The organism is Bacillus sp. AFS053548 (genome assembly GCF_002575105.1).
In the GTDB taxonomy this organism is placed as follows: domain Bacteria; phylum Bacillota; class Bacilli; order Bacillales; family Bacillaceae_G; genus Gottfriedia.
In genome coordinates, this window is sequence record NZ_NUHI01000026.1 from 118,740 (window position 1) to 138,874 (window position 20,135).

Here is a 20,135-nt window from a genome sequence, read left to right on the forward strand (position 1 = left end):
CTATATTATTAATTACATAGATTTAAGAAGAACATCTCTATTTTTATAAAAATAATCCCAACCAGAATATACTGTAAAGAATAATGCGACCCAAAGTGATACATCCGCAATCGAAAATGGTAAGAAATTTAATGGGAAGTCATGTAAGAAATATGCAGAAATCGCAACGATTTGAGCCCAAGTTTTAATTTTACCTAGCATTGCAGCAGCATGTACTTCTCCAGAGCCAGCTAAAATCATTCGTAAACCGGTGACAGCAAACTCTCTACTTATTATGACAATCGTAATCCACGCAGGAACATAATGAAAATCAGTTAAGATAATTAATGCTGAAGAAACAAGTAATTTATCAGCAAGTGGATCTAAAAACTTTCCAAAATTAGTAACTAGATTATATTTCCTTGCGTAATAACCATCTATAAAATCAGTAACTGAGGCAATAATAAAAATTGCAGCTCCTACTAAATGATTAACTGGTATTGAATCACCCATTAATGTAACTTTTCCCCATCCAAAATCGATTAAAACGGCAATCATAAATAATGGAATTAGACAAACCCTTGACACTGTGATCTTATTTGGTAAATTCATGGTAAAACCCTCCAAAACTTTCTAAAAATGAAGCATTTATAATAAATGAATAAAAGCCATCTTAAAGATGACTATTGATTCATTTTTAAATTTTTAATCGTAATCTTTTGGTGAACAGCATTTGTTGGACTAACTGGATATTTAAATACCTCATCATTAATTCGTAGCTCAACATTATTAGAAGCACCAATATTTACAGTTACTTCATTTTCTGCTGTTAAGTCGTAGTTTTGAGTTTGTCCGTGTTTTAAAATTCCTGAATAGAACATTTTTCCATCAGCATTTTTTAAATCCACATAACTTTCACCATTTGCAACTACTTCTAATTTAAATACATCCGTACCAGATAAAGAAATAGTAGTTCGTTTACCCGCTGCAGAGTCAACAGTAATTTTTTGCGCTGGTGTTTGCTCAGTCACATCAATTTTCGGTTTCTCTGTTTTTTTCGTATTATTAGCTTTTGCCTGATCTAGCGCATTATTTTTTGGTTTTTCAATTTCAGAATTAGAGTTAGATTGAGATTGATTCGTATCCGCAGATTTTTCATCATTTTTTGATGGGAACATCATATAAATAGCGATGCAGATTCCAATGATAAGAACCGCTACTAGTATCCTTGGTAAATAATCCATTATACGTGATGTCTTAACATTGTTTAATGGTTCTTTAAGCTTCGATGCTCTACTAGGAATCTCTTCATGCTTTACTTCTTCTACTGTATTTGCCACAGTTGATTCCTCTAATACTGGCTTTTCAGTTAGAAATCCAGAAACGTCAACACCAATTGTTTCTGCATATTGTCTAATAAATGCACGAACGTAAAATTGCCCTGGCAATATTTCATAATTACCTTCTTCAATTGCTTCAAGATAACGTTTCTGAATCTTCGTTAACTCTTGTACATCGTCAATTGATAAGCCTTTCGCTTCTCTTGCTTCTCGTAAATATTTTCCTAATTCTGTCACAAGTTACACCCCAACTAACTTTAAAAATCAAACATTGAGAACGAGTTGTGTCCATTTTTATCCATTTGGTCTACAAGTTCATATTTAATTTCTTCATTTTCATCATTTCTTAATTCAATTATGTAATCAAAATCTTCTAAAGAGTATTCAGTTTGCTGTACAAATACATCAGGATGCTCTACTACTTTCACAGAAGACATTGCCATAATTTCGCGAACCAATTGCCAATGTTGCTCATTTGCTCTTCTATGAGAAAGAATGCCATCAATAATAAATACATTATCTGAATTATATTCATCTTCTATTAATTGACTTCTTAATGTTTGTTTAATTAATGTTGATGAAACAAATAACCAACGTTTATTTGCACATACACTTGCTGCTACAACTGATTCAGTTTTACCAACACGAGGCATCCCTCTAATTCCGATTAGCTTATGGCCTGGCATTTTAAATAACTCTGCCATAAAATCAACAAGCATTCCTAAATCATCGCGGACAAAACGAAAAGTCTTTTTATCATCTACGTCTCGTTGAATATAAGTACCATGTCTTACAGCTAAACGATCTCTTAGAGTTGGCTTTCTAAGTTTAATTATTGTTATATTGTCCATAGTATTTAAAATTGATTCAAATCTAGTAATTTGATCATCGTTATCGCAACCAAGTAACATGCCGCGTTTCATTGTGTCGACACCATTGATTGTTAAAATATTAATCCCTAGCATACCGATTAGCGATGCAATATCTCCAAGTAGTCCAGGGCGATTCTTATGTATTTCATACTCAAAATACCATTCGATTAACTCCATACCTATACCCCCTATTTGTTAACTACTTAACTCTACATTTAATAATAAACGATTTCGCCATAATATAAAAGGTAAAATATGTGAAATAAATAACTTTCGACGGGAATTTTTACTATGAAGTATGCCAACCCCCGTTTACTCCAAGAATTTGGCCAGTTATATAAGAAGATTGTTCGGAAATTAGGTAATTTACAGTATTCGCAATTTCACTTGGAAGAGCTAAACGATTCATTGGAATTTCATTTGCAATTTCTTTTAAATCTTCTTCACTAAAGGATTTTAACATATTCGTTTTAACGGCACCCGGAGCAACAGCATTTACTTTTATTCCACTTGGCCCTAATTCTTTAGCTAATGCCATTACATAGGCGTTTTGAGCACCTTTAGTAGTTGAATATAATACTTCACATGAAGCACCAATTTGTCCCCATATGGACGAAATAACGACGATGCTACCAGATTTTTTAGCCACCATATTAGGAAGAAAATGATTGACTACTTTCATCAAACTTTTTATATGTAATTGAGTCATTCGATCGATTTCTTCATCACTTACATCGTTAATCAAACCAATGATTGAAAAACCCGATGCATACACAATTGAATCAATTTTATCATTTATTTGTGATGTTAAAATTTCAACTCCATTTTCAACTGATAAGTCCGCTTGAACGAATTGGCAATTTACTTCAATCTTATTAGCCAATTCAATCAGTTCACTAAGTGGTTCTTTATTACTATTATAATGGACAACTAAATCATATTTTTCATTGATTAACTTTTTCGAAATTGCAAAGCCAATGTCACCACTAGCTCCAATTACTAGAATTCTTTTTCTCATTTATTATAATCTCCATTTTTTCGAGGTTTTAATGCAGGTTTAAAGAGTATTAAGAAATATAAAGGCAAGCGAGGAGGCTCTCTTAAAAATTTTTATTAATAAATAGTACACTTAGATTCTTTATAAATCCTTAATTTTTTAAATTTCAAAAAGCATCCATAAGGATGCTTTTAATTCACTCAATGAGGAAGAACAAAAAATTCACTCATATAGTCTTCATTTATTAGATGACTAGCACTTTCTTTTAGATCCTCTACAGAAATAGATTGTAACACAGATACGATGTCAAATAAATGCATATCTAAGAACGCATATCGCGTAAATTGGTTAGCGATATATTCAGGAGAATTTAATGAGCGTAGGAATCCGCCAATTTTCTTTTTAATTACGCGATCGACAATTTCTTTTTCCCACTGATGATTTTTTGAGTCTAATAGCACTTCTTTTATTTTTTCAGAAAGTTTTTCAGGTGAAGTGGAATCCCCTCCGATGATCGCAAAAGCAAAACCATTTTCTGCAGAGTAATCATATGAGAACGTATCATCGATTAAACCATCTTCATACATTTGTTGATAGGTATTTGAGCCTTTACCAAATAAATAATCAAGTAATACTGAAATTGATAATTCATGCTTTAATAATTCGCTTCCACCTTTAGGTGCAGAAAAATCTTTCACGCCAACCAGCACTTTCGATGATTGGACATTCATATGTAACACTTTTTTCTTTTCTGCAGATTCAGGATTTTCTTCAGGGAAAAATCTCTTTATTTCATTTGCATCTTTGAACGTTTTTTTGCTTTGGTTGTCTCTAATTAAATTCATTGTTTTATCAGGGTCTACTGGACCTACAACAAAAAACAACATATTACTTGGGTGATAAAAAGTTTCGTAACAAGTATAAAGTAATTCTTTTGTAATTTTTGAAATTGATTCAACCGTACCAGCAATATCAGTTCTAACAGGATGTTTACCATATAAATTTGCAATCATCCCAAAATATTGTCTCCAATCAGGGTTATCTTCGTACATTTTAATTTCTTGACCAATGATCCCTTTTTCTTTTTCAACACTTTGATCAGAAAAATAGGGTTCTTGAACAAAATCAATTAAAGTCATTAAATTTTGTTCTACATTATTCGTTGCTGAAAATAAATAAGCAGTTCGGGTAAAACTTGTAAACGCATTAGAAGAGGCGCCTTGTTTACTAAAAACCTGGAATACGTCCCCATCTTTCTTTTCAAACAATTTGTGCTCTAAAAAATGAGCAATCCCATCTGGTACAACTAATTTTTCATCTTTTCCTAATGGAATAAATTCAGAATCAATCGAACCGTATTTAGTTGTATAGGTCGCATATGTTTTGTTGTAGCCTTGTTTAGGAAGAATATAGACTTTTAATCCGTTTTCAAGCTCCTCGAAATAAAGCGTTTCATTTAATTGTTCAAAATACTTTTTTTCCATTATGCTCCCTCCTGACCTTTTAAGAAATAAGTTGTGTGAAGATTAATTTTATTAGCTACAGTTACAATTTCATCTTTAGTAACTTTTTCGATTTCAGGGAACCAGTCCTCGATCGGACGTTCATTTCCTGCAGATTGGTCATTGAATAATGTTTCAATGATTCCATAAGCAGTGTCCATACTTTCTAATAGACTGTTTTTAATCACTAATTTTGTTTGATCAATTTCCTCTTCAGTGAAATTCCCCTTTTTCATCTCTTCAAGTTGTTCAGCAATAATTGTTGTTGCTTTTTCATAATTTTCACTTGCTATACCAGACATGACCATTAAAATTGATTTATGACTTTCAAAACGAGAAGCAGCATAGTATGCTAAGCTATTTTTTTCTCGTACATTGATAAATAATTTTGAATGAGAGAATCCACCAAAAAGTCCATTAAATACTTGAAGTGCAAAGTAATCTGGATCTTTAATCGAGATCCCAGTAGTATAACCGATGTGTAGTTTTGCCTGATTTAGTTTTTGCTCTTCAATTACTTCATTAGGAGAATCGACTGGTGTTGCTTTTGTTGTCTCAACTGTTAATTTTCTACTAGTTGTGTTTCTAAAATTCTCTTCAACTAATTGTTTACATTGGTCAAATGCAACATCTCCAACTATATAAAGATCAATTAAATCTTGTTGCAAAGCTTTTTCATAGTACTTATAAAGTGACTCAGCTGTAATTGAATTGACATCTTCTGTTTTTCCATTTGCAAGTAACGCATAAGGTTCATCCTTAAACATTTCTTCCACTAGTCGTTGATTTGCATATTTTAATTTATCATCATTAATTGATTGAATTCGTTGTACTTGTGTTCTTTTTTGAGTTTCAACATGCTTAGCTGAAAAAACACCATTTTCTAAAAATGGATTTTGCCAAATTGAAGCAATAAGCAAGAGCGCTTCATTTAATAATGAACCTTGATTTGAAAGGTATTTTTCATTTGCAATGTCAATTGTAAATGACATAACATGATAATCACCTTTTTTTGATACGTCTACAAAGAAGGTCGCCCCATATAATTCTTCTAATTTTCTTCGAATTTCACCATTGGTAGGAAGATCTTTTGTTCCACTTTGCAATACATAAGGTAAAATTCCGCGATAGGATACTGTATCTTCTTCAAGTTTTCCACGTACTTTTAACGTAATCGAATTTGTTTTAAATTTTTCAGTTGTTACCACATGTAGTTTAATACCGTTTATATCACTATTTTTGTACTGTAACAAATTCAAATTGAACCCTCCTTAGTCAAATACTATTTACTCATATTTATTTCCAATATCTTCATTGTATCTCTAATTTTACCAAAAATAAAACCTACTGCTTAGTTTACCCAAAATAATTAATTCAAATAAAAAGAAGCTTCTTATTTTAAAATCGTCTAGAGCTGTCGAAAAAGCCATTTAATTCCGTTATCTGTTCTTATAAAATAAGTACTTCGTTGATTTCCTCTCCAGGATACTCCCTTTCCGTGGGGAGAGAGGTGAGCCTCCTCGGCTCGCCTGCGGGGTCTCACCCTTCCCTCTTTTCCCACAGGAGTCTCGCACCTTACGTTCCAATCACTACCAAAATATAACTGTAAAATCTTATAACCAATACACTTTTTAAACATTGTCTTTTCTTTTATACTTTTAAAACGATTAAGTCTTCTTTTCCGATGTGATTTTATCCTCAAATAACTCAGGTGACATGAGGTTAACGAATTCAATAGAAATCAAACTGAAGTTATTTGAATGTCTTGAGGATATTCTTCTTCTACGTAAAATCGATCAAAACACGAATTATAATTTAATTTCTTGGTATAGTTGAGAGATGATCGACCAAAGCAATCTTACTTAACAAGATAATATTCGTAATTAGTTGAATCAATGTTTTTTCAGCAAATGAAAAAAGCTTCCTAATTAAATAGGAAGCTTCTTAAACAATTATTTATCGTTTACCTTTTTCATATGCAACACCAACTGATTTTGGTGCTTGAGATGATTTTGAGAAAATTACTAATGCGATTAAAGTTACTACGTATGGGAATAACTTTAATGCTAATGGTGGGATATGAGCTAAACTTGGAATAACTTGCGATACATTGGCAATTGTTGTAGCTACACCAAAGAATAATGTCGCTGCTAAAATTCCAAGTGGTTTCCACTGTCCAAAAATTAATGCAGCAATTGCTAAGAAACCAAGACCTGCAACACTACCCGTAAATTCGCCAGAGTATGTTACTAAAATAATTGCTCCACCTAGTCCAGAGAATGCACCAGAAATAATAACGCCAAGGTAACGGATACGGTATACGTTAATACCTGCTGCATCAGCTGCTTGAGGGTATTCACCACATGCACGTAGACGTAAGCCTAAACGAGTTTTATAAAGTATAAATGTACTAATGATTAGAATACCGATTACTAACCATGTTGTAGAATAAGTGTTTTTAAAGAATAAATCTCCGAGAATTGGAATGTTCTTTAAGACTGGGATATCAGTACGTGTAATACCGTTAATACTGATATTTCCTGATCCAGTAATATTTCTTGCTAAGAAGATTGTTAAAGCACCTGCAATCATATTAATTGCGATACCACTAATTACTTGATCTGCGTGTAAATTTATACTTGCAAACGCATGTAGTAAAGAAAATAAAGCACCTGTAAGAACTGCAACAAGAATTCCTACCCAGATTACCCAAACTTCACCTTGATGAGTTTCTTGAAGTTTTGAAATTGTTAAGGCACTAGCAAAACCACCAACAACCATTAAACCTTCTAAACCAATATTTACGACACCGCTTCGCTCAGAAAATAAACCACCTAATGCTACGATTAATAATGGAATCGTATAGGCAATTGCATATGGGAAAATTTGTATAATTAAATCCATGCCTTATTTCACCTTCTCTCCTACATTGCTGTTTTTGTATTTGCGTGATTTCGATACTCGATCTATAACTTTCTTAATTAAAATACTAGTTGCAGAGAAATAAATAATGATTGCAATAATAACATCAGCAATATCTGGTGGAATTGAAGTCATTGCACTCATAAAACCTTTACCAGAATACAATAGTCCAAAGAAAATAGCTGAGAAAAATACGCCTACTGGTGTATTCATTCCTAAAAGTGCCACGGCAATTCCGTCGAATCCTTCGGTAGGTAAAACACCTATTTGAATTAGTGATGCATTACCAGCGAATTGAACAACACCTGCTAACCCTGCAAGTCCACCTGAAATCATCATTGATAAAATAACATTTCTATTTACTGAAATACCCGCGTATTCAGCAGCACTACGGTTGTAACCTACAGCTTTTAATTCATACCCTAATACTGTACGATTAATAATAAATGAAATAACGATTACCATAATAACGGCGATAAATAAACCGAAGTTAATATATGAACCACCAAATAAATTTGATAAAAATGGCATTTTTAATGTTGCAGCATCTGCAAGCATTTTTGACTCTGTTTCAGTGCTACCTTTAAAATATTGTGGTACTAAATAATAAACAGTCCAGTATGAAATCCAGTTCATCATAATCGTAGAAACTACTTCGTGAACATTAAACTTAGCTTTTAGTAGCCCTGGAATAAATGCCCATGCTGCACCTGCAATAAAGGCTACAATTACCATAATTGGAACTAAGATAAGAGTAGGTAAATCGACAGTTAAACCAACTGCAGAAGCACAAAATCCTGCGAAAAGCATTTGGCCAGCTGCACCAATATTAAATAACCCTGTTCTGAATGCAAATGCAACAGAAAGTCCTGTTAAAATTAACGGAGTAGCAGTAGCAAATGTATTACCAATACGCTCCGGATCTTTTAATCCACCTTGGAATAAATAAGTAAACCCTTCTACTGGATCATTACCTGTTACTAAAATTAATAATGCTCCAGCTAGTAAACCTAATAATATGGCAATTAGAGAAATGATTCCTCCTTTTTTCATGCCCCTTCACCTCTCCTTATACCAGCCATCATTAATCCTAATTCATCTTCATTTGTATCTTTGGCATTAACGATATCAACGATTTCTCCAGCATTTACGATTGCAATGCGGTCAGATAAATTAAGAACTTCATCTAGTTCTAACGAGATTAATAGAACAGCTTTTCCACTATCTCTTTGCTCAATTAATCGCTTATGAATATACTCTATCGAACCAACATCTAATCCACGTGTTGGCTGACACGCAATTAATAACTCAGGTTTAAGTTCGATTTCGCGACCAATGATTGCTTTTTGTTGGTTTCCTCCAGACATTGATTCAACGACTGTTTTAGCACCTTCACCAGAGCGTACATCGAATTCTTCAATGATTTTCTTTGCATGTTTGGCAATCGCAGCTTTATCTAAAACTCCATATTTAGAGAATGGTTCTTGATTATAAATCTCTAATACAACGTTTTCTTCAATTGTATATTCAAGAACAAGTCCTCTTTTTTGACGATCCTCTGGAATATGTGCAATACCGCTTCTAATTCGCTCACGTATACTGTTTTTTGTAATATCTTGATTTTTTAATAAAATAGAACCCTCTTCAATCGGTCTTAACCCTGTAATTGCTTCAACAAGTTCAGATTGTCCATTTCCTTCAACTCCGGCAATCCCAACGATTTCACCTGCTCGAACTTGAAGTGTAGCATTTTTTAAACCTAAAACTTTTTTATTATTTTTGACACTTAAATTATTTACATCTAGTACAACTTCACCAGGTTTTGATTCTACTTTATCTACCTTGAAAGACACCTGACGTCCGACCATCATAGATGCCATTTCAGCTTCAGATGTTTGTTTTACATCAACTGTACCAATGTACTTCCCATGACGAATTACTGTGCATTGATCTGCAACAGCTTTAATTTCTTTTAATTTATGAGTAATGATAATGATTGACTTGCCTTCATTAATCAAGTTTTTAATAATCTTCATTAAATCTTGTATTTCTTGTGGAGTAAGTACTGCAGTTGGTTCATCTAGGATTAATACTTCTGCATTACGGTATAAAGTTTTTAAAATTTCAACTCTTTGTTGCATCCCTACTGTAATATCTTCAATCTTTGCATATGGATCTACATTTAAACCGTAAGTTTTAGAAAGCTCTTCAATACGTTTTGCTGCAGTCTTGATATCTACTACTAGACCCTTTTTAGGTTCAAGACCTAGAATTATATTTTCTGTTACTGTAAAATTTGAAACTAATTTAAAATGTTGGTGAACCATTCCTATTCCTAGTTCATTTGCAACATTTGGATTTGAAATTTTAACTTCTTTACCTTTTATTTTAATAATTCCTTTTTCGGGTGTGTACATTCCAAAAAGGACGGACATTAAAGTTGATTTCCCTGCTCCGTTTTCACCTAATAAAGCATGAACTTCCCCTTTTTTTAATCGTAGTGTAATATTATCATTCGCTATAATGCCAGGAAACTCTTTTGTTATATTTAGCATCTCCACTACATATTCCATAATTTTCCTCCTTGATATTACGAAGTCATTTTTTATTTTTAAAGTTTTACTTGATTTCGAAATATTTCTATATTTTTTATTTTAAGGAGGGCTTAACTCTCTCTCCCGATCGTCATGCCCTAATCAATTGGAAGCTTTACCAATATAAGTGCTTACAATTGATTAAAGCATGAAAGATTAAATCATTTTTAGGGTAGAAGAAGCATATAAAAGGGTCACCTTTCCTATGCTTCTTCTACCATTTATTAATTAGAAATAGAATTACTTAATTAAACTTCCTCTTTCACTTGCTACTACAACTTCACCAGACTTAATTTTGTTAAATACATCATTAACTTTTGTAATAGTATCAGAACTTAAGTTTGGATTTTCTTTTGGTAAACCAATTCCATCATTTTTTGCATCATAAGTTAAAGTTTGTCCACCAGGGAATTTTTTATCTTTTTCAGCTTTTACCATATCAGAAGCTGCTTTTGCAACGCCTTTCATAGCTGAAGTTAAAATTACTGATTTGTTATCTTTATAAACACCATCAGCGTACTGGTCTACGTCAACACCAACAACCCAAACTTCTTTACCACTAGCTACTCTGTTTTTAGCTTCAGTAATAGCACCTTGTCCTACCCCACCTGCTGCAGCGAAAATCGCTTTAACGCCGCGGTCATACATTTGAGCTGCAATTTGTTGACCTGCTGCTTTGTCTGTAAAGCTTCCAGAATAAACTACGTTATTAGCTTTTAATGAAATGCTTGTTCCAAGATTTTCGTTTGCATATTTAATACCTTGTTGGAATCCCCAGTTATATTTTTGAACTGCTGGAATTTCCATACCACCGATAAATCCAACATCACCAGTTTTTAATTGAACCGCTGTTGCAATACCTGCTAAGTAGCCAGCTTCATGTTCTGAGAAGAAAATTGAAACTGTGTTATCTTTTACATTTGGAGTAAAATCTTTAGCTGTGTGTGGAGTACCATCGATAATTACAAATTTGTCATCTTTATATTTATCTTGCGCTTTATTAATTGCTGTTTCAAATTTATAACCAGGAGTTATGATAAATTGAAACCCTGCATCATTTAAGTTTCCGATTTCTTTTAAGTAATCTGCTTCAGTTTCACCTGCAGGTTTTAAGTATTTTGTATCTTGCTTAAGATTGAAACCTAAATCTTTAGCTCCAGCTTGGATCCCTTCCCAAGTACCTTGGTTAAATGACTTATCATCAATAGTACCAGAGTCAGTTACCATACCTACTTTAAATGCGCCTTTTGCGTCTTTTGTATCTCCACCTTTACCACAAGCACCTAAAATTGTACCTGCTGCTAAGGCCATTGAAAGAACAAGACCAGCTTTTTTCATCTTCATAAAAATTTTGCCCCCTTAAATTTTTATTTACATTTGTACTAGCTTGGTTTATAATCGTTATCTTAACGATCCACCTCCCTAATAATTTAATGAAATTTCAGTAAACAATATTTGAAAACCAGCCAAAACTTATTTTTCGTAAATGTTATTTTGGCTATACAATTTAATTTCTTTTTCTTAAAACATTAAAGCTGAACTGATCCGCTCTGAAGTAATTATAAGAATGTAAAACTGCACGGTTTAAATCGTCAAAATGTAACTGTTCGATTAATAATAATGAAACATCTGGTTCACACTGTAATAAAGGAGAAACTTTATCGTGGTAACCTATAGGTTCAATTCTTGCACTTGAATATTCAATATTTCGACCAGTTTCTTTTTTGATGAATGAAAAGAACGAATGATCTTCATATGACGGAACCTGTTTAAAATAATTAGTCGGTAATTTATCAATGCAATAAACTACAGGTTCACCATTTGCTGTTCGAATTCTTTCTACTACGTGCATACGATCATCTTCAGTGATTGTGAAACTTTTTAAATCTTCTTTCGTAGGAACTAATAGTTTAGAAGATAGAAAGATTGTACCAGGCTCTTTACCTGCATCAACAATCATTTCTGAGACACTACTTAATTGTTCAATGCCTGTCCTAAAAATTGGTTTCGGTTTCACAAATGTACCGACTCCGTGTCTTCTAACTAAGATATTTTCTTCTTCTAAGACTCTTAATGCTTCTCTTAATGTTGCTCTTGATACTCCAAAGATTTTAGATAACTCATACTCTGATGGTAACTTATGATGTGGCAAGTAAATACCATTCTCAATATCTTGTTTTATTCGATCCATCACTTGGAGATAAAGTAATCTGGTGTCTGTTTTAATCTTCATTTCCCATCCCCCAAACTTCGGATTTCAGACATCAGTTGTTAGACATCTGTCGTATAATCCTTCTTTACTATACTGTTATTTTTTACTCATTTCAACACTTTTTTGTAAACGCTTTATTTTTTATTACGTTAATGAATCATTTCTTCATATTTAACAAAAAAAAACTCTTATAATCTACCGTTCCACTTAGTGAAAAAGCTAGATTATAAGAGTTTTTGATTATCGTAAATATAAATCATTTCTCCATAATAATGCTTTTTCCCCATAGTATTGCAAATATTGGTTGCAATGTAGAAACTTCCGACCCATTATGTCGATATTATATGAGGACTATCAATTTATCTGAAGAAATAATATCATTCTATGTCTAAAATTGTCAATAATGTTTCGACAATTTTTTCTTTTTGTTTAAGACAAGGCTTGCTCATCTTCCACTGGTTTACTAATTAATACTTCCCTAGGTTTACTACCTTCATACGGACCAACTATACCATTATCTTCCATCGCATCAATTAATCTGGCAGCTCTTGTATAACCAATTCTAAATCTTCTTTGTAGTAGTGATACTGAGGCTGATTGCATATTTGTTACTAACTCAACAGCTTCATTATAGAGATCATCATTCACTTCGGATTTTCCATCTTTTTCCTCTTTTACCATCATTTCTTCTTGGTATTGAGCCTTTTGTTGAGAGATTGAAAACTCGACTACTCTTTCAACTTCATCATCAGATAAAAATGCTCCTTGTACTCGGATTGGTTTAGATGCACCGATTGGTTGATATAACATATCTCCTCTTCCTAATAGTTTTTCTGCTCCACCAGTATCAAGAATTGTACGAGAATCTGTTTGGGAAGATACACTAAAAGCAATTCGAGAAGGTATATTTGCTTTAATAACACCCGTGATAACGTCAACAGACGGTCGTTGTGTAGCAATAATTAAGTGGATACCCGCTGCACGAGCCATTTGAGCTAATCTAGTGATTGAATCTTCCACGTCACTCGAAGCTACCATCATTAAGTCCGCTAACTCATCAACAATCACGACGATAAATGGTAATAAAGGTTGTTTCGAATTAGTCATCGTATTATTTTGTTTAGTTAATTCGTTATAAGCTTCGATATTTCTAGTACCTGAATGAGAAAAAAGCTCATATCTTCTTTCCATTTCACTAACAACTTTTCGTAACGCTTGTGAAGCCTTTTTAGGGTTAGTTACAACCGGAGTTAGCAAATGAGGAATACCATTATAAACATTCAATTCAACCATCTTCGGATCGATTAGCATTAGCTTTACTTCAGATGGTTTTGCATTCATTAGGATACTAACAATGATTCCATTTATACATACACTTTTTCCACTACCTGTCGCCCCAGCAACTAGTAAATGCGGCATTTTATTAAGCTCAGCAAATACAGCATCACCGGCAATATCTTTTCCTAACGATACAGCTAATGGATTTTGTAATTTCGGATTTTTTGCTTCGAGAACTTCTCTAAGTAATACAGTCGTTATATTTGTATTAGGCACTTCAATTCCTACAGCAGATTTACCTGGAATTGGAGCTTCAATACGAATGTCTTTTGCTGCAAGTGCAAGTGCTAAATCATCACTAAGATTTACAATACGACTAACTTTTACCCCTGCTTCAGGGTATACTTCATATTTTGTTACCGCTGGTCCATGATGTACTTTTGTTACTGTAGCCTTTACACCAAAACTCTGAAATGTTCTTTCAAGCTTGTCCGCATTTTCCTTTAGCTTGGATTCATTTTCACGTTTTTTAGCACCCTTTGGGTAGGCCAATAAATCCATTGATGGCAATACGTAATCTACCTTATCATCAATTCCTACCTCTGCAACTGGCAATTCGATTGACTGATCGTCTTCCTCTGCAAAACGAGCCTGGATTTGATTTGAATTATTTGCGATGATCAATTCTGGTTCCTTAGGTGGCTGGTATGTAGGAGAATATTCGATTTGAATTTCTTTTTTCGGCTCGATGATCTCATCTTCAAATGAATTTTTAACTTGGTAATTTAAACTATTACCAGTAGACACTTCTTCATGATCATTGTCTTCATATGAATCTTTCCTTGTTTTTCTCTTTTGCTTAGCCTCAGCTCGTCTACTAGTAGTTTTTTGTTCACGACCACGTTTCCAGAAATTTGTAAAATCCTTCCAGGTATCTGAAATTAAATTTCTAACTTTTGGCATTATATATTGATATACATAACCACCAAGTGGCTTACCAGTAACAAATAAAACACCCGCAACAATTGCAATGATTCCGAATAGAATCGCACCGGTTCGATCAAATAAGAAATATAAAACTGCAAAAAGTATCGCACCAATCATACCTCCACCAAGATCCACCGTACTAATTTTGCCTTTGGCTTCAATTAAAAATAAATCTAGCGTACTTTTTATGACAGATTGATCATGAAATTGATTATTTTTTGCTAATAAATCAAATAGAGTAACATGACTAAACATCAATATACTAAAGAAGATTAACAATCCACCAATCGTAATACTCGAAACAAATGGAGGTCTTTTTCGATAAATTATGCTATATGCAGATAAACCGATGATAAAAAGAAAACTAAGCATGTACCATTCCCCAAAGAAGAATCTCAAGAATAATACAAAGGCTTTACCTACAATACCAAGCTTTAATATTGTTACGATTGATAGTGCTAAAAATATTAATCCACTAATTTCATACCATATTGAACCATTGCCACTTACTGATTTTCGAGCTTTTGACTTTTGCTGCTTCTGCTTTGCCATGTAATTCACCCCCATCAAAATTTGCAGATTCGCCAAAGAAAGCAGCCTTTTGGCTGCTTTCTTAAATTGAATTTATTATAACATATCAGAACATATGTTTACCATGTATTGTTAATAATTACCTCAAGTTGGAAGAACTAAAATTCTTTGGCCTGGTGTATATTGCATAAAATGCTGCGGATCGGTACTTACAATTCTTTTAATTTCAAAAGCTGTACCCCCAACACTATCAACCAACATGGGAACACCATTGTATTCCAAAAACTGCTGCGATGTGTATTCTTGCTGATCAACAGGAAAAATCGATTCAATTGGCATTATTGTATAAAGAATCAAAATTCATTCTCCTCTTTATTAGACTTTTCTTTTCGTTCGTCAATTAATTCCTGCAACTTACTTAGTGCTTGCCCAATCCCACCTACATCATCAATTAGTCCATATTTTACTGCATCACCACCGACTACATTAGAGCCGATATCTCTTGTTAAATTACCTTTTGTAAACATTAATTCCTTGAAACGTTCTTCCGTAATATTCGAATGCTTCGTAACAAAACGAGTTACCCTTTCTTGCATTTTATCAAGATATTCAAATGTTTGAGGTACACCAATTACTAAACCAGTTAGACGAATTGGATGAATCGTCATTGTTGCCGTTTCAGCAATAAATGAGAAGTCAGTACTTACTGCAATTGGTACTCCGATACTATGTCCACCGCCTAAAACGATTGATACAGTAGGTTTCGTTAATGTTGCAATCATTTCTGAAATCGCAAGGCCTGCTTCCACATCTCCACCGACAGTATTTAGAACAATCAATAATCCTTCAATCTTAGGATTTTGTTCAATTGCCACTAATTGCGGAATTAAATGCTCATATTTAGTTGTCTTATTTTGAGGTGGTAATGCCACATGCCCTTCAATTTGTCCAATTATCGTTAGACAATGGATTTTTGAATCATTGCTTGCTGGAACATTTGTTTGTCCTAATTGCTGAATTTTTTCAACAATGCTCATGTCCTTTTGATCACTTGGCTTTGGAGGTGCATCTTCGTTTGGAATAGGTGTTTCATTATTTGAATTTGTCAAAACGGTTCCCCCTATCATTTTTCATACAAGTTAGTATGTGAAAATAATAAGGAAATCATACCCATCCTGGATTAAGAAATACCTCGCTATTTAAAATTATACTTCCATTAATATTGGAAGAATCATTGGTCTTCTTTTTGTTTCTTCATATAAGTAAGCGCTTAATCCATCTCTTATTGAATTTTTTAATAATGTCCATTCAATTTGATCGTTCTGTAACATTTTTTCTGTAATGGCTTTTACAATTTCAGTTGATCTAGTTATTAATTTTTCGGACTCACGAACATATACAAAGCCACGAGTGATAATTTCTGGACCAGATATGATTGCTTTCTTTTGCTTGTTAAACGTTACCACAACGATTAGTATTCCATCTTGAGAAAGTAGCTTACGATCACGTAATACGATATTTCCAACATCACCGACACCAAGCCCGTCAATTAAAACGTTGCCAACTTCGATTTTTTCAGTACGAGAAGCTTGACCATTTTTAAACGAAACGATGTCCCCTTTTTCAATAATGAAAATATCTTCTTTTGCTATCCCTACTTCTTCTGCAATATGTGAATGTGCTTTTTGCATTCGATATTCACCATGAACTGGTATGAAATATTTTGGCTTCATCAATTCAAGCATTAATTTTAATTCTTCTTCATAGCCATGGCCAGATACATGTACCTTCTTATAACCATAAATAACATTTGCGCCAGCTCTAAATAGTAGATTAACAGAAGTTGAAACTAACATTTCATTTCCTGGAATAGCTGTTGCCGCCATTAGTACAGTATCACCTTTTCGGATTGAAACTTGTTTATGCGTACCTTTAGCAATTTTTGAAAGGGCTGCCATCGGTTCTCCTTGAGTACCTGTTGTAAGGATGACAATATCTCTTTCTTTATAATTATCTGTATCCACAACTGAAATCATTAAATCATCAGGAATCGATAAATAATCTAACTCCTTCGCTAGTTCAATCGATTTCATCATACTACTTCCGACTACTGCTAGCTTTCTACCAGAAGCTACACTTGCATCAATAACCTGTTGGATCCGATATATATTTGAAGAAAAGCAAGCTACTAAAACTCTTCCTTTTGCATTCATTATTTCTTTTTTTATTTCTTCCGATACTTTCTTCTCAGAACCCGAAAACCCTTGTCTTTCTGCGTTTGTGCTATCAGATAGCAAACATAAGACACCTTTATCTCCTATTAATGCTAGTTTACCTAAATCAGCACCTGGATAAGGACTTTTCGATTGATCAAATTTGAAGTCTCCAGTAAAAACGACCGCACCTTGTCGTGTATTTACACAAAATCCAAATGAATCAGGAATACTGTGAGTAGTCCTAAAAAAACTAATTGAACTATTTTCAAATGTTAAAAAAGTAGTTTCGTCATATAGTTCAAATTGCTCAAGGTTTTTAATACCCTTTTCACTTAATTTTTCTCTTATAAATAAATAAGCTAATTTATTCGTGTAAAACTTTACTTGTGGAAGTTTATTCATAATATATGGAATCGCACCAATATGATCTTCATGTCCATGTGATATAAAAACACCTACTACTTTATGTGCGTTTTTCTCTAAATAACTTACATCCGGTATGACATGATCTATTCCGTACATTTCTTGGTCAGGAAATTTTAATCCTGCATCTAACACGTAAATCAATTCACCAACTTCGACAATATACATGTTTTTTCCGATTTCACCTACCCCACCAAGGGCAAAAACTTTTACTTGTTCCTTCATTTCCTTCACCACAACCTGTTCCTCCTAGTTAGTTCTTTAAATTTACAGACCGTTCAAAATCTTACAAACATTATATCCTAGTCCGAACAGGTAAAACAAGATACATTCTTCCTTAAATAGGAAAATCGGATTATTTGGGTATGTATTTTTAATCATTTTTTAACGCTCAAGTTGTTATAGCTAACATTAAAAAGAAAAATTATTATTTTCAGTTCATCTTTCTACTTAGCGATAGGAGTTAAGATTCTTGAAATAAGCGATAAAAAGATGGGTTACCATTGTCTTCTTAATAAACCAATTAATAAATCTTACTATGATGAGAAAATGACAAAGTCAGCTCTAGGGGTGTTGTTCAAAAAGTGTCTATATTGAATTTCTTTATTTTGTAGTAAATGAATGGTCAATTATTGCTTATTGCTGGAATATGAATATGTTAGAAAAGGAGGACTGATATGAATTTTAATGACAGAGAGCCTACAAAAATGAATCTTTCTAAATTCGTTGATGAACTACCTATTCCACCAATTTTAAAACCTCTCTGGAAAGATCATTTTTATACTTATTATGAAGTAACGATGACGGAGTTTAAGCAATCGCTCCATAGTGAGTTAAATGACTCAACTGTTTGGGGGTATGAAGGAAGCTATCCTGGGCCTACAATTAAAGTAGAGCAAGGTGAAATCGTGTTTATTAAATGGATCAATGATCTCCCAGACAAACACCTGTTTCCGATAGATTATACTGTTCACGGTGCTCATAAAGATGTCCCTCATGTAAGGACAGTTGTACATGTACATGGTGCTTGTGTTGAACCTGAAAGCGATGGCTATCCTGAAGCTTGGTTTACAAAAGATTATAAACAAGTTGGTCGTTATTTTAGAAAGCAAGTATATCGATATGATAATTGCAATTGTGCATCTACGCTTTGGTACCATGATCATGCGCTTGGTATTACAAGGCTTAATATTTATGCTGGTTTAGCAGGATTCTATCTAATTAGTGATCAAAAGGAAAGTTCATTCAATTTACCGAATGGGAAATTTGATGTCCCGCTATTGATACAAGATAAAAGTTTTAATCATGATGGTTCACTTTATTATCCAGAACAACCAGATCAACCAATCAAAGAACTACAAACGTCTATTATCCCTGAATTTATTGGTGATACAATAATTGTGAATGGTAAAGTTCATCCTTATATAAAAGTTGAACCAAGAAAATATCGATTCAGGTTATTAAATGGATCTAACTCACGCTTTTTTCGGTTTAAGCTTGATTCTGGTCAACTTATGTATCAAATTGCAACTGAGCGTGGATTCATGCAACATCCGATTGGAATAAATGAACTCATGTTATCACCTGCAGAACGGGCAGAAGTAATCATCGATTTTACTAATCTTGAAGGTAAGAAGATTATTATGCAGAATGATGCTCCTACTCCATTTCCATCTGGAAAACCTGTTGATGAAAATACGAGAACTGTGATGCAATTTCTAGTTTCATTGCAATTGTCAAACGTGGATACGAGTATGATACCAGCAAATATGGTGACGATTCCAAATATAAATGAACAGTCTGCTTCAATGAAGCGATACTTAACGTTAGATCACAGGATGGATCAGTATGGACGAGAAATTATGTTATTGGATAATAAACATTGGGATGCCCCCATTACAGAAAATCCAAAATTGGGAACGACTGAAATATGGTATTTAATTAACTTAACGCCAGATGCTCATCCTATCCATCTCCACTTAATTAATTTCCAAATCTTAGATCGTAGAAACTTTGATGTAGAAAAGTATAAAAAGGAAAGGATCATTCATTACACTGATCCACCGACTCCACCAAAGCCACAAGAATGTGGATGGAAGGATACTGTTCAAGCTAATCCAAATCAAGTAACTAGAATAATTATGAGGTTTGGGCCATTCACTGGATTATATGTTTGGCACTGTCATATGTTGGAACACGAGGACTATGAAATGATGAGACCATTTATTGTGATTCAATAGGAGAATTCAGTTTTTGTGGATGAGTCCATACATTAATAAAAA

General features: G+C 33.4%; 16 protein-coding genes and 1 riboswitch. Of the genes, 1 reads left to right on the top strand and 15 read right to left on the bottom strand.

The window, feature by feature from the left end; all coding sequences use genetic code 11:
• Positions 1–12: 12 nt before the first annotated feature.
• From pgsA to CN946_RS14110, 15 genes are all read right to left on the bottom strand, one after another.
• A complete protein-coding gene (pgsA, locus tag CN946_RS14040) occupies positions 13–591 on the bottom strand; it encodes a CDP-diacylglycerol--glycerol-3-phosphate 3-phosphatidyltransferase (RefSeq protein WP_098861749.1) in 579 nt (192 codons plus the stop codon).
• 71 nt (positions 592–662) lie between these two features.
• On the bottom strand, positions 663–1,556 hold the full coding sequence (locus tag CN946_RS14045; protein WP_098861751.1) for a helix-turn-helix domain-containing protein: 894 nt from the start codon (positions 1,554–1,556) through the stop codon (positions 663–665).
• A 20-nt stretch (positions 1,557–1,576) separates the two neighbouring features.
• Positions 1,577–2,368: a DUF3388 domain-containing protein gene (locus tag CN946_RS14050; RefSeq protein WP_097975425.1), complete on the bottom strand. Its 792-nt coding sequence runs from the start codon at positions 2,366–2,368 to the stop codon at positions 1,577–1,579.
• Between the two features lie 112 nt (positions 2,369–2,480).
• On the bottom strand, positions 2,481–3,209 hold the full coding sequence (gene ymfI, locus CN946_RS14055) for an elongation factor P 5-aminopentanone reductase (protein ID WP_098861753.1): 729 nt from the start codon (positions 3,207–3,209) through the stop codon (positions 2,481–2,483).
• Between the two features lie 179 nt (positions 3,210–3,388).
• Positions 3,389–4,672: an EF-P 5-aminopentanol modification-associated protein YfmH gene (gene yfmH, locus CN946_RS14060; RefSeq protein WP_098861755.1), complete on the bottom strand. Its 1,284-nt coding sequence runs from the start codon at positions 4,670–4,672 to the stop codon at positions 3,389–3,391.
• Positions 4,672–5,943: an EF-P 5-aminopentanol modification-associated protein YfmF gene (yfmF, locus tag CN946_RS14065; protein ID WP_483295398.1), complete on the bottom strand. Its 1,272-nt coding sequence runs from the start codon at positions 5,941–5,943 to the stop codon at positions 4,672–4,674. The genes yfmH and yfmF overlap by 1 nt, the downstream gene beginning before the upstream one ends.
• Before the next feature lie 703 nt (positions 5,944–6,646).
• Positions 6,647–7,594 carry an ABC transporter permease gene (locus tag CN946_RS14070; protein WP_097975431.1) on the bottom strand — a complete coding sequence of 316 codons (948 nt, stop codon included), beginning with the start codon at positions 7,592–7,594 and terminating at the stop codon, positions 6,647–6,649.
• Positions 7,595–7,597: 3 nt separating this feature from the next.
• Complete coding sequence (locus tag CN946_RS14075) at positions 7,598–8,665, bottom strand: ABC transporter permease (protein ID WP_098861758.1); 1,068 nt, start codon at positions 8,663–8,665, stop codon at positions 7,598–7,600.
• Positions 8,662–10,185: an ABC transporter ATP-binding protein gene (locus tag CN946_RS14080; RefSeq protein WP_098861760.1), complete on the bottom strand. Its 1,524-nt coding sequence runs from the start codon at positions 10,183–10,185 to the stop codon at positions 8,662–8,664. The genes CN946_RS14075 and CN946_RS14080 overlap by 4 nt, the downstream gene beginning before the upstream one ends.
• A 261-nt stretch (positions 10,186–10,446) precedes the next feature.
• Positions 10,447–11,544: a BMP family lipoprotein gene (locus CN946_RS14085; RefSeq protein ID WP_218012664.1), complete on the bottom strand. Its 1,098-nt coding sequence runs from the start codon at positions 11,542–11,544 to the stop codon at positions 10,447–10,449.
• 169 nt (positions 11,545–11,713) lie between these two features.
• Entirely contained in the window at positions 11,714–12,439 is a 726-nt protein-coding gene (locus CN946_RS14090; RefSeq protein ID WP_098861763.1) for a GntR family transcriptional regulator, read from the bottom strand.
• Positions 12,440–12,684: 245 nt separating this feature from the next.
• Positions 12,685–12,786: riboswitch (purine riboswitch) on the bottom strand.
• Positions 12,787–12,847: 61 nt separating this feature from the next.
• On the bottom strand, positions 12,848–15,235 hold the full coding sequence (locus CN946_RS14095; RefSeq protein ID WP_098861764.1) for a DNA translocase FtsK: 2,388 nt from the start codon (positions 15,233–15,235) through the stop codon (positions 12,848–12,850).
• A gap of 123 nt (positions 15,236–15,358) precedes the next feature.
• Positions 15,359–15,571 (bottom strand): YlzJ-like family protein, encoded by a 213-nt coding sequence (locus CN946_RS14100; protein WP_025568559.1) that lies wholly within the window; start codon positions 15,569–15,571, stop codon positions 15,359–15,361.
• Positions 15,568–16,251, bottom strand: a complete 684-nt coding sequence (locus CN946_RS14105; protein WP_286131700.1) for a ClpP family protease — start codon at positions 16,249–16,251, stop codon at positions 15,568–15,570. Before CN946_RS14105 ends, CN946_RS14100 begins: the two co-directional genes overlap by 4 nt.
• Before the next feature lie 168 nt (positions 16,252–16,419).
• The gene (locus CN946_RS14110) at positions 16,420–18,090 is read right to left on the bottom strand and encodes a ribonuclease J (RefSeq protein ID WP_098861767.1); all 1,671 of its coding nucleotides are present in this window, start codon (positions 18,088–18,090) and stop codon (positions 16,420–16,422) included.
• A gap of 470 nt (positions 18,091–18,560) precedes the next feature.
• Here CN946_RS14110 and CN946_RS14115 point away from each other — a divergent pair, with 470 nt between their 5' ends.
• Positions 18,561–20,093, top strand: coding sequence for a multicopper oxidase family protein (locus CN946_RS14115; RefSeq protein ID WP_098862054.1), 1,533 nt, complete (start codon positions 18,561–18,563; stop codon positions 20,091–20,093).
• The last annotated feature ends 42 nt before the right edge of the window (positions 20,094–20,135 follow it).

Excerpts from the sequence above, each read along its gene's own strand:
- pgsA (WP_098861749.1), bottom strand. The coding sequence starts at position 591 with ATGAATTTACCAAATAAGATCACAGTGTCAAGGGTTTGTCTAATTCCA.
- CN946_RS14050 (WP_097975425.1), bottom strand. The coding sequence starts at position 2,368 with ATGGAGTTAATCGAATGGTATTTTGAGTATGAAATACATAAGAATCGC.
- ymfI (WP_098861753.1), bottom strand. The coding sequence starts at position 3,209 with ATGAGAAAAAGAATTCTAGTAATTGGAGCTAGTGGTGACATTGGCTTT.
- yfmH (WP_098861755.1), bottom strand. The coding sequence starts at position 4,672 with ATGGAAAAAAAGTATTTTGAACAATTAAATGAAACGCTTTATTTCGAG.
- CN946_RS14070 (WP_097975431.1), bottom strand. The coding sequence starts at position 7,594 with ATGGATTTAATTATACAAATTTTCCCATATGCAATTGCCTATACGATT.
- CN946_RS14075 (WP_098861758.1), bottom strand. The coding sequence starts at position 8,665 with ATGAAAAAAGGAGGAATCATTTCTCTAATTGCCATATTATTAGGTTTA.
- CN946_RS14080 (WP_098861760.1), bottom strand. The coding sequence starts at position 10,185 with ATGGAATATGTAGTGGAGATGCTAAATATAACAAAAGAGTTTCCTGGC.
- CN946_RS14085 (WP_218012664.1), bottom strand. The coding sequence starts at position 11,544 with ATGAAAAAAGCTGGTCTTGTTCTTTCAATGGCCTTAGCAGCAGGTACA.
- CN946_RS14090 (WP_098861763.1), bottom strand. The coding sequence starts at position 12,439 with ATGAAGATTAAAACAGACACCAGATTACTTTATCTCCAAGTGATGGAT.
- CN946_RS14095 (WP_098861764.1), bottom strand. The coding sequence starts at position 15,235 with ATGGCAAAGCAGAAGCAGCAAAAGTCAAAAGCTCGAAAATCAGTAAGT.
- CN946_RS14105 (WP_286131700.1), bottom strand. The coding sequence starts at position 16,251 with ATGAGCATTGTTGAAAAAATTCAGCAATTAGGACAAACAAATGTTCCA.
- CN946_RS14115 (WP_098862054.1), top strand. The coding sequence starts at position 18,561 with ATGAATCTTTCTAAATTCGTTGATGAACTACCTATTCCACCAATTTTA.